11 protein-coding genes and 1 pseudogene are annotated in these 14,790 nt (G+C 70.1%); 4 read left to right on the forward strand and 8 right to left on the reverse strand.

The window, feature by feature from the left end:
- Positions 1-8: 8 nt before the first annotated feature.
- The 8 genes and pseudogenes from ACIBNA_RS14070 to ACIBNA_RS14105 form a co-directional block, all read right to left on the reverse strand.
- A complete protein-coding gene (locus ACIBNA_RS14070; RefSeq protein WP_399165460.1) occupies positions 9-1,937 on the reverse strand; it encodes a DUF2264 domain-containing protein in 1,929 nt (642 codons plus the stop codon).
- 22 nt (positions 1,938-1,959) lie between these two features.
- A complete protein-coding gene (locus ACIBNA_RS14075) occupies positions 1,960-3,027 on the reverse strand; it encodes a LacI family DNA-binding transcriptional regulator (protein ID WP_399165462.1) in 1,068 nt (355 codons plus the stop codon).
- 31 nt (positions 3,028-3,058) lie between these two features.
- On the reverse strand, positions 3,059-4,708 hold the full coding sequence (locus ACIBNA_RS14080; protein WP_399165463.1) for an extracellular solute-binding protein: 1,650 nt from the start codon (positions 4,706-4,708) through the stop codon (positions 3,059-3,061).
- 17 nt (positions 4,709-4,725) lie between these two features.
- Complete coding sequence (locus ACIBNA_RS14085) at positions 4,726-5,613, reverse strand: carbohydrate ABC transporter permease (protein ID WP_399165465.1); 888 nt, start codon at positions 5,611-5,613, stop codon at positions 4,726-4,728.
- Positions 5,610-6,464, reverse strand: a complete 855-nt coding sequence (locus ACIBNA_RS14090; RefSeq protein WP_399165504.1) for an ABC transporter permease — start codon at positions 6,462-6,464, stop codon at positions 5,610-5,612. Before ACIBNA_RS14090 ends, ACIBNA_RS14085 begins: the two co-directional genes overlap by 4 nt.
- A gap of 202 nt (positions 6,465-6,666) precedes the next feature.
- Positions 6,667-7,941 (reverse strand): iron uptake transporter deferrochelatase/peroxidase subunit, encoded by a 1,275-nt coding sequence (gene efeB, locus ACIBNA_RS14095; RefSeq protein ID WP_399165505.1) that lies wholly within the window; start codon positions 7,939-7,941, stop codon positions 6,667-6,669.
- Positions 7,942-7,988: 47 nt separating this feature from the next.
- The gene (efeU, locus tag ACIBNA_RS14100; RefSeq protein ID WP_399165466.1) at positions 7,989-10,082 is read right to left on the reverse strand and encodes an iron uptake transporter permease EfeU; all 2,094 of its coding nucleotides are present in this window, start codon (positions 10,080-10,082) and stop codon (positions 7,989-7,991) included.
- Positions 10,083-10,249: 167 nt separating this feature from the next.
- Positions 10,250-10,318, reverse strand: a pseudogene (locus tag ACIBNA_RS14105) (GNAT family N-acetyltransferase); the annotation flags it as partial.
- 533 nt (positions 10,319-10,851) lie between these two features.
- Here ACIBNA_RS14105 and ACIBNA_RS14110 point away from each other — a divergent pair.
- The 4 genes from ACIBNA_RS14110 to ACIBNA_RS14125 are packed head-to-tail and all read left to right on the forward strand — an operon-like array spanning position 10,852 to position 14,782.
- Positions 10,852-11,673 (forward strand): IclR family transcriptional regulator, encoded by an 822-nt coding sequence (locus ACIBNA_RS14110; protein WP_399165467.1) that lies wholly within the window; start codon positions 10,852-10,854, stop codon positions 11,671-11,673.
- 6 nt (positions 11,674-11,679) lie between these two features.
- Positions 11,680-12,960 (forward strand): ABC transporter substrate-binding protein, encoded by a 1,281-nt coding sequence (locus ACIBNA_RS14115; protein ID WP_399165469.1) that lies wholly within the window; start codon positions 11,680-11,682, stop codon positions 12,958-12,960.
- Positions 12,957-13,904 carry a carbohydrate ABC transporter permease gene (locus ACIBNA_RS14120; RefSeq protein WP_399165470.1) on the forward strand — a complete coding sequence of 316 codons (948 nt, stop codon included), beginning with the start codon at positions 12,957-12,959 and terminating at the stop codon, positions 13,902-13,904. The genes ACIBNA_RS14115 and ACIBNA_RS14120 overlap by 4 nt, the downstream gene beginning before the upstream one ends.
- Complete coding sequence (locus ACIBNA_RS14125) at positions 13,901-14,782, forward strand: carbohydrate ABC transporter permease (protein WP_399165471.1); 882 nt, start codon at positions 13,901-13,903, stop codon at positions 14,780-14,782. Before ACIBNA_RS14120 ends, ACIBNA_RS14125 begins: the two co-directional genes overlap by 4 nt.
- The last annotated feature ends 8 nt before the right edge of the window (positions 14,783-14,790 follow it).

The raw sequence follows: 14,790 nt of genomic DNA on the forward strand, positions 1-14,790 counted from the left end.
GGCGTTTCTCAGGGCACCGACTCCCGTGTGCCGTCGGGGAAGCGGATCTCCACGCTCCCGTCGGCTCCGGCCCACACCCGGGCCCCGTCGACCAGGGCGTGCACCACCGGGTCGGCACTGAGCACGACCAGCGTCACCATCAGGCGCGTACCACCGGGGTGGGACGGCAGCGTCAGGAACGGCGTCGCCGAGTGGTGCCCGTACGCGTTGCTGCCCACGGCCGCTACGACCGCCCCCTCGTCGTCGCTCCACCCGTGCAGGCCGACGAGCGTGCTGGTCAGGCCGTCCGCGCGCCGTGCCAGTGCCCAGCCGGGGCCGGTCCGGGCGGCCGGTGACGCGGTGTCGTCGGCGACGGCCCAGCCGCCCTCGCGTACGGGCGTGCCGGGGGGCGCGTCGACGCGGTGCACCCGGACCTCCCAGGGGCCGTGCACCACGCTGACCGTCTCGATGCGGTGTCCTTCGCTGTCGCCCGGGAGCAGGGCCCGGTGCCAGGAGACGGCCCGGGGGCCCTCGACGCCGAGGGGGTGGATGCGCCCGCGGGGGGTGGGTGTGCCGTCGGGGGCGAGCAGCGCGATGTGGTTGTCGGGGCCCGTGTCGGGTACGGCCGGTGTCTCGGGGGCCGTGGCACTGGAGTAGGCGAAGCGGGCGTAGTGCGGGCTGTCCTCGGCCGTTGCCGGTGGCGGCGGCAGTCGGTCACTGCCGTGGTTGACGAGCCGGACGATCCCGTCGGCGGCGGTGGAGTGCAACAGCCAGCCCGGGGCCGGTAACGCGAGGTGCACGTCGGCCGTCTCCACCGGGCCGGGTTCCTCGGGCGCCGTCCACACGGGGTGGTCGGCTGGCAGGAGCAGGCCGAGGAAGGCCTTGCTCGCCCAGTACGGGGAGGCCGGGCCCGAGTACCGCTGGGTGACGGGGAGGAAGGGCCCGTACCAGCCGAGCGTGAGCAGCCCGTGCTCGTCGGGCACGCCGCGCTCGGCGAAGTGCTTCAGCGCGCCGGAGGCCAGGCGGCGGGTGCGCCCGGGCGGCAGCGGGGTGGCGTCGGCGAGGACACCCGCCCACAGCGGGGCCGCCGTCGCGAACCGGTAGGTGAGGGAGCGGCCCTGGTGGACCGGCGCGCCGTCGGCGCCGAAGAAGTGCTGGTGGTCGTGGAGGAACGACCGCAGGCGCGTGCGGTGTTCCGCCACCAGCCGGGGATCGGCGCGCGGCCCCGCGATACGGGCCCACAGGACCGGGTACAGGTGCAACGCCCAGGCGTTGTAGTAGTCGAACTTGCGGCCGTCGCCGTCGGTGTACCAGCCGTCGCCCCGGTACCAGTCTTCCAGGCGTGCCAGGCCCGCGTCGATCTCGCTGCGGCTGTGCGGGGCGCCGACGGAGGCGAGGAACTCCTCGGTGATGACCTGGAACAGCCGCCAGTTGGAGTCGTTGACCACGGCTCCGACGAAGCCACCCAGCCAGTCGGCGATCCGCTGCCGTACCCGGTCGTCGAGCCGGTCCCAGATCCAGGGCCGCGTCTCGTGCAGGGCGATCGCGAGGGACGCGGCCTCCACCATGGGCTGGGACCGGTCGGTGATGGGCGGCCAGCGGTCGGGGCCGCGCGGGTCGGTGCCGGCGGCGAGCCCGGCCGCGTACCGCTCGATCAGGCCGGGCACGCCCTGCCCGCCCGAACCGGCGATGCGGAACGCGGCCAGCAGGAAGGAGCGGGCGAAGCCCTCCAGTCCGTCCGACCAGGGCCCGGAGTGGCTGGGCGGGCCGGGCAGCCGGTACTGGGCCAGGCCCGGGGAGGCGTAGGGCGTCAGGGCGTCGAGGAGGCGGTCGGCGATGGCCTCCCAGTGGGCGCGGGTCCAGCCGGTGAGGGGCGAGGTCAGCGGGTCGGGGGGTGGCAGGTGGGGCAGGTTGGGCAGGTGCGTCGGGTCGGGGAGCGACACGTGCGGCGCGCTCATGCGGGTGCGGTTCCTCCGTTGGTCACAGGGCGCGCCCGGGCGGGGGCGCGCCGACGCTGTCGCGTACGACGATGTGGGTGCCGAGCAGATGGTGGGCCCCGGCGGCGTGCTCGGGGTCGCGCAGCGCGATGCGCACGGCGGCACGGCCGAGTTCCTCCGCGGGCGTGCGGACGGTGGTGAGGGGCGGGTTGAAGTCCTCGGCGAGCGGGATGTCGTTGTAGCCGACGACGGAGATGTCGCCGGGCACGCTCAGTCCGGTGTCGGCGATGGCGCGCAGGGCGCCGGCGGCGACCATGTCGTCCCCGGCGAAGACCGCGGTGAACTCCCGCGTCGACTTGAGGAGTTCGGTCATCGCGCGATGGCCGGCGGCCCGGCCCAGGCCGCAGTCGACGACGTGTGCGGCCTCGGGCGGCAGCCCGTGCTCGGCGAGGGCGGCCCGGTAGCCGGCGACGCGGGCGTCGAGGGCGGTGTTGCCGGGCAGTCCGCCGAGGAAGACGATCCTGCGGTGGCCTGCCGACAGCAGATGGGCGGTGATGGCGCGGGCCCCGGCCTCGTTGTCGAACTCGACGACGAGCGCGGGGATCTCCGGGTCGGGCGCGGGCCGGCCGCAGAGCACGAGCCGGGCTCCGGAGGAGTCGAGGGCGTGGGCGTAGTGGGCGACGCGCTCCCGGTAGGCGTCGTCCTCGACGACTCCGCCGACCAGGATCACCAGCCGGGCGCCCTCCTCCCGCATGAGCTGCACGAACTCCATCTCGCGCTGCGCGTCGCCGCCGGTGGCGCCGACCACGCAGAGCCAGCCGCGGTCGGCGGCCTCCGCCTCCACGCCCTCGGCGACCTGGGCGTAGAAGGGGCTGGTGACCTGGCGGACCACGACGGCGGCCATCTTGCGGCCGCCGCCGACCAGGGCGCGGGCGTGCGCGTTGGCCACGTAGTCGAGGTCGCGGGCCGCGCGCAGCACCCGGGCCCGGGTCGCCGGGGGCACCGGGTGGTTGCCGCTGAGCGCGCGGGAGGCGGTGGCCGTCGACACGCCCGCCCGCTCGGCGACCTCGCGGATCGTGACCCGTCCCTTGGACACCATGTCGTTCCCCATCCCCCGCATCCCCTCTTCCGCCCACCGCTGTTCAGGTGTTGGCCGCGTAGTCCTTCGCGTACTCCTCGGCCATTCTGTCGCCGCCCCGGCTCCGCCACTTCTTCACCGCCGCGTCCCATTCGGTCAGCGGCAGCCGTCCGGCGATGATGCCGGTGATGGTGTCGTCCAGGAACGTCTTGAGGGTGGCGCCCTGGGCGTTGTTCGTCGCGGACTGGAGCCCGAAGGAGGCGTCGCGGATGGCGTGCGGCACGACCTTGCGCTGCCAGGCGTGCAGGGCCCGCACGGCGTCGGGCATGCCGGGCACGAACAGCACCTGGGGGCCTTCGGCGAGGTACTTCAGCGGCAGGTTGGTGTTGTTCTCCACCTCGCCGAGCTTGGTGAACTCGGGCGAGCCGTCCTTGCCGCGGGTGAAGTGCACGCCCTCGACGCCGTAGTGGACGAGTTCCCACTCCTCGCTGCCGAAGGGTGCGGCGAGGTAGTCGAGGATGCGCAGCAGCAGTTCGATGCGCTCCTTCTTGGCCTTCTTCAGGACGGTGTAGCCGAAGGAGCGGCGGGCGGCGACGATGCCGCCGGGCTCGCCGCCGACGCTGTACGGCAGGGCCGCGGCGGGGCTCATCTTGCCCTGGGACTCCCGGTACTTGGGCAGGTAGGCGCCGAACCCGTCCTGCATGGAGCCGACGGTGCCGTTGTAGTAGAGGGTCGTCAGGTCGATCTGCGAGATGGACGTGGCGTCGGGGTGGTAGGAGCCGTTCTTGCGCAGCTGGGTCTGGAAGGCGATCGACGCCTTGCAGCGTTCGTCGGCCCAGGCCGGCAGGAAGGTGCCGTCCTTGGTGACGGCCCAGCGCTGGGGCGCGTTGTGGGCGGCGGAGTGGTAGGCGTTGCCGAACAGGGAGCCGTTGGCGGCGCCGAGCATGTACGTCCTGCCGCGGGTGCCCTGCCGGGCCACGGCGGTGAAGTCCTCGGCGGTCCAGCCCTCCTTCATGCCCGCGTCGGCGAACATGTCCTGGTTGATCCAGAGGGTCGAGCCGGGCAGCGGGCGTTCCAGCGGGATGCCGTAGATGCGGCCGCCGATGCGGCCCATGTCGCGCCAGGCGTGGGTGGGGACGTTGGCGAGGTTGGGATAGTCGGCGATCGCGTCGCCCGACAGGTACGGCGTGAGGTCCTGGGCGCGGCGCTGCACGAACTGCGCCTCACGCGGCAGGGTGAAGCCGGCGAACATGTTGATGATGTCGGGCAGGGCGTCGACGTCGCCGGCCATGACCGTCGCCATCTTCTTCTGGTAGTCGGCCTGGGAGATGATCGTGTACTCGATCTTCACGCCGAGGGCCTTCTCGACGGCCGCCCAGAAGCGGTTCTGCGAGGCGGGCTTGGGCGGCGTGCCGAAGGAGACGGTCATGACGCGGACGGTGGAGCCGTCTCCGGGCGTGCGGGAGACGGACTTGACCAGGTCGGACGGGTAGGTGGTGTAGCCGGCCTGGACACCGGCGTCGGTGGGGGCCAGGTCGGGCTCGGGCCCGGCGGCGGGACGGTAAGCCGGCCAGGGGGCGAGCTTCTTGCCGGCGTTGGAAACGTCGCTGTCGCCGGAGTCCGAGGAGCACGCGGTCAGCAGACCGGGGACGGAGACGGCGGCGCCGCCCACCGCCATGGAGCGCAGGAGGGTGCGTCGGGACATGCGGGGCATGGGTGAACCACCTCGTGTCAGCTTTTGATGGCGCCGGTGAGCACGCCCTTGGTGAAGTACTTCTGCAGGAACGGGTAGACGAGCAGGATCGGCACGGTGGCTATCACGAGCACCGCCATCTGCACGGTCTGCGGAGCGGTGACGGTGGCCTCGCCGGTGGTCGCGTCGGTGAGGCCGGCACCGGCCACCACATAGGTGCGCAGCACCTGCTGGAGCGGCCAGTGGTCGCTCTCCAGGTACAGCGAGGCGTAGAACCAGGAGTTCCAGTAGGCGACGGCGTAGAACAGGCCGACGACGGCGAGCGCGGCCTTGGACAGCGGCAGCACCACCGACCACAGCACCCGCCAGTCCCCCGCCCCGTCCAGCCGGGCCGCCTCGTACAGCTCCTCGGGGACCGACTGGAAGAAGCCGCGCAGGACGACCAGGTTGAACACGTTGACCAGGACGGGCAGGACGAGCGAGGCGTACGAGTCGAGCAGGCCGAGTTCCTTGACGAGCAGGAAGCTCGGGATCATGCCGGGCGGGAAGAGGAACGTGAACAGCACCAGCAGCAGCACGGGCTTGCCACCGAAGACGCCCGGGCGGGACAGCGCGTAGGCCAGGGTCACCGTGCAGGCGAGGCTGAGCAGGGTGCCGACGATCGTCACTCCCGCGCTGACGCCGAGGGCGTGGGTGACGATGCCGCCGTCGAAGATGTCGCGGTAGGCGTCGAGCGTGGGCTCGCTGGGCCACAGCACCCAGCCGCCGTTGTCGACGACCTCCTGGGTGGACGCCAGCGAGGTCGACACGATCACCAGGAACGGCACGCACACCAGCAGCACGACCGCGGCGAGGGCGAGGGCCTTCGCGGCCTGGGTGAGCGGCCGGGGCTTCTCCATCCAGCCGGGCCGGGCGGACGCGCTCACTTGTAGACCCCCTGTTCGCCGAGGCGGTGGGCCACCTTGTTGGCGGCGTAGACGAGGAGGGCGCCGATGACACCCTTGAACAGGCCCGCGGCGGCCGCGAATCCGTAGTCGCCGCCGACGATGCCCTGGTAGTAGACGAAGGTGTCGATGACCTCGGCGGTCTCAGGCCCGACCGCGTCGCGTTGCAGCAGCATCTGCTCGAAGCCGACGGAGAGGATGTCGCCGAGCCGCATGATGAGCAGCAGGACGATCACCGGGCGGATGGCGGGCAGGGTGACGTGCCAGAAGCGCCGCCAGGGTCCGGCGCCGTCGATGGCGGCCGCCTCGTACTGCTGCTCGTCGACCTGGGCGAGCGCGGCGAGGAAGATGATCGTGCCCCAGCCGGCGTCCTTCCAGATGACCTGGGCGACGACGAGCGGCTTGAACGCCTCCGGGTTGCCGATGATGTCGACGGTGTGCAGACCGGCCCCGCTCAGACCGCTGTTGAGCAGGCCGGTGTCCCCCAGCACCTGCTGGAAGAGCGCGACGACGATCACCCACGAGATGAAGTGCGGCAGATACGCCACCGACTGCACGAACCGGCGCACCGAGCTCCAGGTGAGGGTGTGCAGCAGCAGGGCGAGGCCGAGCGGCACCGGGAAGTAGAACACCAGCTGGAGGACCGAGATCCAGAGGGTGTTGAGGACCGAGTCCCAGAACGCCGCGTCGTCGAACATGCGCTGGAAGTTGCCGAGGCCCACCCAGGGGCTGCCCCACAGGCCGTCGAACGGCACGTACTCCTTGAACGCGATGACGTTGCCGACGAGTGCGCCGTAGTGGAACAGCAGGAAGTAGGCGACACCGGGGAGCATGAGCAGGAACAACGTCCAGCTCTGAAAACCTTTACGCTGACGCTTCATCCCATCGGGATCGCGTCCGCCCGGACTCACTCCCTTCGTACCTGCTCGTTCCCGTAAGGCAGTTGCCACGGCTCCCCCTCACCTCGGCCTGTCCGGTGAAGGGAAGTTAAAACGTTTGCACGGCGCGGTCAACACTTCTGACGCACACAGGACTTCACGCCGAGAGCAGTCCCCGGCCGAACCAGTCCGAGGACGAGCGCACGCCGGGCAGGGCGAAGAAGTAGCCGCCGCCGGTCGGCGAGATGTAGTCCACGAGGGGTTCGTCGATCAGCCGGGTCTGCGTGGCCTCGAACTGGCGCCGCACGTCCTGCTGGTAGCAGCAGAAGACCAGACCCATGTCGAGGTTGCCGACGCTGTCGACGCCCCGGTCGTAGTTGTAACCCCGGCGCAGGATGCGGGAGTTGCCGGTCGCCGTGGTGCGCGGGTTCGCGAGGCGGATGTGGGCGTCGAGCGGGATGGCCGTGCCGTGCGGGTCCTTGGCGTAGTTCGGGCTGTCGGTCTCCTTGGCGCCGTCCAGCGGCGCACCGGTGTCCTTGCGCCGGCCGAACATCTGCTCCTGCTCGGTCAGTGACACCCGGTCCCAGAACTCCACCAGCATCCGGATGATCCGGACGACCTGGTAGCTGCCCCCGGTCGCCCAGCCGGGTTCGCCCTGCCCGTCGCCGACCCACACGAGGTGGTCCATCTCCCGGGCCGACGCGACGTCCGGGTTGACTATGCCGTCCTTGAAGCCCAGCAGGTTGCGCTGGGTGCCGCTGGGCCGCGGCACGTTCTGGAAGCCGTCGACACGCCACCGGATCTGCATCGCGCCGCGGGTGTGCTTGGCGATGTCGCGCAGCGCGTGCAGCACGGTGTCCTGCCGGGCCGCGCAGATCTGGAGGGACAGGTCGCCGTGGCACTCGGCGGGGTTCAGGTTGTCGTTGGGGAAGGTCCGCATGGGCGTGAGCCGGCGCGGCTTGGCCTCGGCGAGTCCGTAGCGGTCGTCGAAGAGGGAGGCACCGACGCCGACGGTCACGGTGAGCGCGTCGGCCGGGACGACCAGGCCGAGGATGCCGTTGTCCGAGGGCGGGGCGCCGATCCCCAGGCCGGTGGGGGTGCCGCCGGCGGTGAGGAAACGGGCCCGCTGGGTCAGGGTCCGCAGCAGGTCGGCCAGTTCCGCGCGGTCGCCGGCGATGACGTCGAAGGAGACGAAGGCGGCGGCCTTCTGCTGGGGGGTGAGGATCCCGGCCTGGTGGGTGCCGTGGAAGGGCACGGCGGCGCCGTCCGTCCCTTCGGCGGCCCGGGCCGTACCGCCACCGCTCTCGGCGAGCGCGAACCCGCCCCCGGCCAGTACGGCTCCGGCGGCTCCGGCACCCAGGGCCGTCCTGACGAAGGAACGGCGGCCGGCGTGGGCGGGGCAGCCCGGCGGAGGCGTGTCAGCGGACGGCATGGGGACGTTCCCTTCGGGGTGTTCGGTGTGCTGGTGGCGGCCGGTGCTCACGCGGACTTCCTGATCTCGAGCAGGTCCGGCACCGGCGACAGGTCTTCCAGGAGCTGCCCCATGGCCCCGTCGATCCGGGCCTTCGCGGTCCGGTCGAGCCGGTCGACGGGGGTCCAGCGGCCGTCGCGGTACCAGGCGTCGAACAGCGCCTGGAGTCGCGCGATGTCAGCGTCGACGGTGGGGAGCAGATGCGGAGCCCGCGTCTTGAGCAACGGCCGGAGTACGGCAAGCAGTTCTCGTGTACCGGCGAGGTTGGCGTCGGCCGTGGCCAGTCCGGTGCCGCTGCCCTGGTCGGTGTCGCCGGTCAGCTCGAACTGGAGGGTGTTCTCCAGGATCTCGTGGGCGCGCAGGGGCAGGTCGGAGGCGTCGAAGTCCTGATGCGGGAAGGCCCTGCGCAACCCGGCGGTGTCGTCGGCGAGTCGGCGCACCGGTCCTTTGAGCTCGTCCGCCGACTGGCCGTGCCACAGCCCGTACTCGATCCGCTGGAAGCCGGTGAAGTCCTTGTCGTGGACCCCGCCCGGCAGGCCGTCGGGCCGGCCGTTGATCTTCTGGTCGAAGTCCTCGAAGGTGCCGTAGGCGGCGCCGAGGGAGGCGTAGGTGCGGTGTGCGGTCAGCCAGTCGGCGCGTGCCGTGTCCAGGTGCCCGGCGCGGATGTCGTCACTGAGCTTCCGGGTCTCGGTGACGAGCGGGGCCAGGCCCCGGTTCACGTACGCCTTGTACGCCCGCAGCGGCCCAGCGAGATCCTGCTCGGAGACGGGCACGACGGCCCCGGCACCGGCGGCACCGCCGACCCGGACCGCCTTGGAGGTGACGGCCTTGCCGTCGGCGGGCACACAGCGCCAGGCGTACGTACCGCCCGCCACGGTGGCGACGAGGTCCCGGGTGGTACCGGGGGCCAGGCCCTCGATCTCGCCGTAGACCGCGTTGGTGGCCGGGTCGATGAGGTACACCTCGGACGTCTGGTCGCCGGTGTTGCGCATCTGGAAGGTCTGCCGCCCCGGCTTGGGCGCGGTGAAGCCCTGACCGCAGTCCTTTTCGGAGACGGCGACCGTCTCGCTCCCGGCGGGCTCGGGGCTCGCCAGGGCGACGACGAACCCGGCCAGGATGGCAGGCACGGCGACCACGGCGACGGGGATGAGCCAGGCGGGGCGGCGGCGGGTGGGTGCGGGGGCGGGCAGGGGCGGCGTGGCCTTCGCGGGCCGGGACGGCGCTGCGGGCGGGGCCGGTGTCGGGGGCGTGGTCCGTGCCGGGGGCGTGGTCCGTGCCGGGGCCGGGCCAACTCCCCGGACGCCCCTCACGAACAGCGTCATCACCACGCCGAGGTACCCGACGTACCCGGCCACCTGAAGCCACGTCATCGTCGGAGTCAGATTGAGAACACCCTGGAGCAAGGTGCTGTACCAGGACCCGGAGTCGACGCTCCCGCTCAGGTCGACGGCGTAGGCCGTCCCGCCCGGCAGGACCCCGCCCTCCTGGAGGTCGCGCAGCCCGTAGCCGAGCACGCCCGCGGCGATCACGATGAGGACAGTGCCGGTGGCGGTGAAGAAGCGGGTGAGGTTGATGGAGAGCACCCGGCGGTAGAGGCCCCAGCACAGCACCGCCGCGAGAACGAGCCCGATGCCCGCGCCGGTCAGCGGCCCGGCCGACTCGTGTGCCGCGCGGGCCGTGGTCCACAGGAACAGGGCGGTTTCCAGGCCCTCGCGCCCCACCGCCAGGAAGGAGGTGAGGACCAGCACACCGGCGCCCATGGTCAGGGCCTCGGTGACCTTCTCCTTGATCTCTCCCGCCAGGCTGCGGGCCGAGCGGCGCATCCAGAACACCATCGCGGTCACGAAGGCGACGGCCACGATGCTCAGCGTGCCGCCGAAGGCTTCCTGGGCGGCGGTGGTCAGGGACGCGGCGGTGAAGGTGAGCACCGCGCCGAAGCTCATGGAGACCGCGATCGCGGCCAGTACGCCGGTCCACACCTGCGGCAGACGGGACTTGGCGCCCGATCGCACAAGGGTGGCGACCAGCACGGAGACGATGAGGCCGGCTTCCAGTCCTTCCCTCAGTCCGATCAGGAAGCTCGGAAACGCGTCGTCCCACATGTGCTGCGGCCCTCCCGGCCCTCCGACCCGGCCCACCACGCAAGCGGGTTAGCCAAGGCATGCCTTACCGACGCCGACCATCATGACCTCGACTCTCTGGGCATCCGGTCATGAATGCCTCATGGCACGGCAAAGGTCCGGAGTCCGCATTCCCCAGCCGGGCGCACGCGCCGGTCGAGCGTGACCGTGCCGATCATCGCTCCGTCCAGACCGACTACGAACAGGCCAGGGCGGCGACGCGCTGGAATACGATTGCCGACCGACTGGCCCGCTGACGTCATCGCGGGCGTGATCACTGCCGAGGCGTCGAACGGCTGCCACGTTCCGCTCGGCTCGACGGCGATGAGCTCAACAGGATGATCGTCAACGGTTTCGTCTGACCCTGGGCGAGCCCGCCGACGAAGCAGCGCGACCCATTTCACCGACGCCGGCTTTACGCCGCTGATCCGACACCGGCTGGTGGTTCGACCCCTCGGCCGCTCGCCACCGAGCCCTGGTGCACTGACTGCTTGAGGTTCACGGCCCCTCGGCCGCCGCACACCGATCCGCACCTTCCCGACGCCTCGGCTCCGTCCGGGCAACCTGCCAGGCCCGGGGCCGCGCGGTCAACACCATCAGACCTGGTCGGCACCGACCGGGGCCTTATGGAACCCGCAGGGACCGGGATCTGATTCTGCCCAAATCATTGACTCTCACCAAACGACACTATTAGCTTCCGTCACCGCTCACCGGTCACATGTCCCGTTCATCGGTATGGCAGGGGATGGAAATGAGTGAGAAGTACCACCAGTTGGGGAGCGACGCGCTCGATCGCCGCGCCGGGACACTTGAACGCGGGCTCGCGATCCTCGAACTGCTCGCCAGCGAGCGGCAGTTGAGTGCCGCCCAGGTCTCCGACCGGCTGGACCTCTCGCGCAGCGCCACGTACCGCATCCTCGGCACACTCCGGCAGCGAGGCTACGTGGACTGGAACGGCAATGCGGACGACCTCGTACTGGGGCAGCGCACGGTCACGCTCGGGATGGCCGCGCTGAGCGGCTACGACCCGTTCCTCGCGGCGCAGGCGCATCTGCGGGATCTGTCCCGGGAACTGTCCGAGGCCGCGCTGATGGCGGTGCGCGACGGCGACCAGATGGTGTACATCGCACACGAGGACGTCACGGAGCACTCCATCGCGGTCCGCCGACTGCTCGGCTTACGCCGCTCGCTCCACAGCACCTCCCTGGGCAAGGCATATCTGGCGGCCCTGCCGATCGCCGAGGCGGACGCCCTCGTCGACCGTCTTGAGCTGCGGACGTTCACCCCCACCACCATCACCGACCCGGCCCGGCTGCGCGCGGAACTGGACGAGACCCGCGCCCGCGGCTACTCGATCGACGACAGCGAGAACGAGCCCGACGTGCTGTGCTTCGGCGCGCCGATCCGAGACGAGCGCGGGATGCCGCTCTGCGCCATCAGCCTCGCAGGCCCGCGCGAGCGGATGCTCAGCAAGCAGGATGCGGCAGCCAAGCGCGTATCCGAGGTGGCGCTTGCGATCTCCCGCAGGCTCGGCTTCACGGGGCCCGCCAATGCTGTGAAATTCGAAAGGTAGTTCCTGATGAAACACGTCCGTGAGTTCCTTGTGGCCGCCGCGGCGATATCGCTGGTCGCGTCCTGCGCACCCGGCAGTGGTTCGGGCGACGAAGCGAGCAAGCAGACCGAGGACAAGAAGCTGACGTATCTGTACTTCACCGACGGCCCCGACGAGCAGGCGACCCGCAACCTGCTGGCCGAGTACAAGAAGAAAACCGGTGTCACGGTCGACCTTCAGATCGTTCCCTTCGACAATCTCGAACAGCGCTTGCAGGCCCGGCTCTCCGGCAACAACGCGCCGGACGTGGCCCGGCTGACCGACATCGAGCCCTTCCGCAGCGATCTGCTGGATCTCAACAAGTTCCAGAAGGCCGCCCTGGACGGGAAGTTCCTCAAAGGCACCGATGCCTACGTCTCGGGCGAGGGCGGCGAACTGCTCGCCGTGCCCAGCGATCTGACCATGAACGGACCGCTGATCAACGTGGACCAGTTCAAGAAGGCCAAGGTGCCGCTGCCCGATCCGAAGCACCCCTGGACCTGGGACGAGATGGTCACGGCCGCCAAGAAGGTGCAGGCCGCCAACAAGACCCAGAACGCGATCGCCATGGACGTGTCGGGGCACCGGTTCTCCACCATGCTCAGCCAGTACGGGACCAGCTTCTTCGACGCGAGCGGCAAGAAGCCGGCATTCGACGAGGCGAAGGCCACCGCCGCCGTGAAGCGGTTCGCCGAGCTGAACGACTCCGGCGTCATGCCGAAGGACCTGTGGCTACAGGCGGGCACCAAGTACAAGGGGGCCAACGAGATCTTCCTCGCCCAGCAGACACCGGTCTACATCAGCGGAAACTGGCAGGTCAGCGCATTCGCCAAGGAGGCGAAGTTCAACTGGGCCGCGGCGCCCGACCCGTGCCAGGAGGAGTGCGGCGGGTTCCCGGGCGGCAAGTTCATGGTGTCGTTCAAGGAGAGCAAGCGGCAGAAGCAGGCCGCCGACTTCATCGCCTTCATGAACTCCAAGGAGTCCCAGGAGAAGATGGCCGAGGAGGCCAACTTCCTGCCCACCCGGCAGGACCTGATCTCCTCCGGACTCACGTATCCGCAGCGCAACGCCGACATGCAGGTGTTTCTCGCCGATGTGAAGCGCACGCCGGCGACGGCCTACGGCACCGCATACAGCCCCGCGTTCTCGGCCACCGCCGACGCGACCGTCAAGGAGCTCGCCAAGGTGCTGGCGGGCAAGGCCACGCCGGAGCAGGCCGTCGCGGCCATCAAGGCGGCGGCACAGAAGGCGCTCGGAGACGTCGCGTGACCGCTGTGGCCGGCGCGCAGACCCCGCGGACGGCCGACCGGGCCCCCCACCCGCCCGGTCGCCGCCGCTCGGTCAAGCCGTGGAACCAGCGGATCGCACCGTATCTGTTCATCCTGCCCAACATGCTGATCTTCGGTGTGTTCGTCATCTATCCGGCGATCAACAACTTCAACATCAGCCTGTACGACAGCCGCAACGGCCGCGACTTCACCTATGCGGGCGGCGAGAACTACCAGGAGCTGTTCGGCTCGGACGAGTTCTGGGCGGCGGCGCGGCACACCGTGGTGTTCGCCGTCTGCTTCGTGCTGCTCACCACGGTGGTCTCGATCGGTCTGGCGCTGCTGCTCAACCAGAGGATCAAGGGCCGGGCGTTCTTCCGCACGGTGTTCTTCCTGCCCGTGGTGCTCTCCCCCGTGGTGGTCGGGCTGATCTGGGGCTGGATCTTCGAGCGGAACAACGGGCTGCTCAACACGCTGCTCGGCGGGGCCGGACTGGGCAAACCGGGCTGGCTGGTGGACGACACCCTGGCCATGGGTGTCGTGATCTTCGTCGGGCTGTGGATGCACGTCGGCTTCTACATCCTGATCATCCTTGCCGGGCTTCAGGGCATCGATCCCAACTACTACGAGGCCGCGCGGATGGACGGCGCCTCGGCCTGGCAGCAGCTGCGGCACATCACCCTGCCGCTGCTGCGGCCGACCACCATGGTCGTGGTCATCCTCAGCATGATCGCCGGGTTCCAGGCCTTCGACTACATCTGGACGCTCACCGGCGGCGGTCCCGTCGGCGGCACCACCCTGATGATCCAGTACATCTACGAGAACGCCTTCCAGTCCCCGATCCAGTACGGCCTGGCCTCGGCGGCCGCCGTGGTGCTCTTCTGCTCGGTCTTCGCGCTGACCCTGCTCAACTACCTGTACAACCAGCGGAAGGAGTCGGCATGAGCCTGACGGCCGTACGCGACTCCAAGGGAGCGCGGCAGTGGACCTCGATCAGCGGGGGCGCCACTCCGACCGTGGGTCGGATCCTCACCTACGCGGTGCTGATCGGCCTGTCCATCGTGGTCCTCGCGCCCGTGGTGTGGGCCGTGCTCAGCTCGTTCAAGTCACAGACCGAGCTGGCGCAGATCCCGCCCTCCCCTCTGCCCGGCGCGCTGCGCACGGAGAACTACAGCGAGGCGCTGAGTTCGTTCGACTTCGGCACCTATCTGAAGAACAGCGCCATCGTGACGGTCGGGGCGACGCTCCTCACCGTGGTCATCAACACGATGTGCGCCTACGGCCTGGCCAAATACAACTTCCGCGGCCGCAACGCGCTGTTCCTCGTCGTGCTCGGAACCATCATGATCCCGCTCCAGCTGATCTTCATTCCGGTCTACCAGATGGCGGCCCAGCTCGGCCTGGTGAACTCCCTGTGGGGGCTGATCATCCCGCCCGCCGCGACGCCGACCGGGGTGTTCCTGCTGCGGCAGTACATGCTGACCATCCCGGACGATCTGATCGACGCGGCCCGGATCGACGGGGCGGGCGAGTTCCGGATCTTCGCCCGGATCGTGGTGCCGCTGTGCGGCGCCGCCATCGCCGTGGTGACGATCTTCTCGGTGATGTGGCGGTGGAACGACTTCCTGTGGCCGCTGATCATCAGCCAGGACCAGTCGAAGTACACGCTGCCGGTGGCTCTGGCACAGTTCAACAGCCAGCTGGTGGCCCCGTTCAACTACATCCTGGCCATGTCCGTGGTCAGCATGATCCCGGTCGTGGTGATCTTCCTGGTACTTCAGCGCCATATCGTCCGCGGCGTCGCCAACACCGGACTGAAGTGAGGAGCACA

Origin of the sequence: Streptomyces sp. NPDC050164, from assembly GCF_044459945.1 — a bacterium.
GTDB lineage: Bacteria > Actinomycetota > Actinomycetes > Streptomycetales > Streptomycetaceae > Streptomyces > Streptomyces coeruleorubidus_A.

Excerpts from the sequence above, each read along its gene's own strand:
- ACIBNA_RS14070 (WP_399165460.1), bottom strand. The coding sequence starts at position 1,937 with ATGAGCGCGCCGCACGTGTCGCTCCCCGACCCGACGCACCTGCCCAAC.
- ACIBNA_RS14075 (WP_399165462.1), bottom strand. The coding sequence starts at position 3,027 with ATGGGGAACGACATGGTGTCCAAGGGACGGGTCACGATCCGCGAGGTC.
- ACIBNA_RS14080 (WP_399165463.1), bottom strand. The coding sequence starts at position 4,708 with ATGCCCCGCATGTCCCGACGCACCCTCCTGCGCTCCATGGCGGTGGGC.
- ACIBNA_RS14090 (WP_399165504.1), bottom strand. The coding sequence starts at position 6,464 with ATGCTCCCCGGTGTCGCCTACTTCCTGCTGTTCCACTACGGCGCACTC.
- efeB (WP_399165505.1), bottom strand. The coding sequence starts at position 7,941 with ATGCCGTCCGCTGACACGCCTCCGCCGGGCTGCCCCGCCCACGCCGGC.
- efeU (WP_399165466.1), bottom strand. The coding sequence starts at position 10,082 with ATGTGGGACGACGCGTTTCCGAGCTTCCTGATCGGACTGAGGGAAGGA.
- ACIBNA_RS14110 (WP_399165467.1), top strand. The coding sequence starts at position 10,852 with ATGAGTGAGAAGTACCACCAGTTGGGGAGCGACGCGCTCGATCGCCGC.
- ACIBNA_RS14115 (WP_399165469.1), top strand. The coding sequence starts at position 11,680 with ATGAAACACGTCCGTGAGTTCCTTGTGGCCGCCGCGGCGATATCGCTG.
- ACIBNA_RS14125 (WP_399165471.1), top strand. The coding sequence starts at position 13,901 with ATGAGCCTGACGGCCGTACGCGACTCCAAGGGAGCGCGGCAGTGGACC.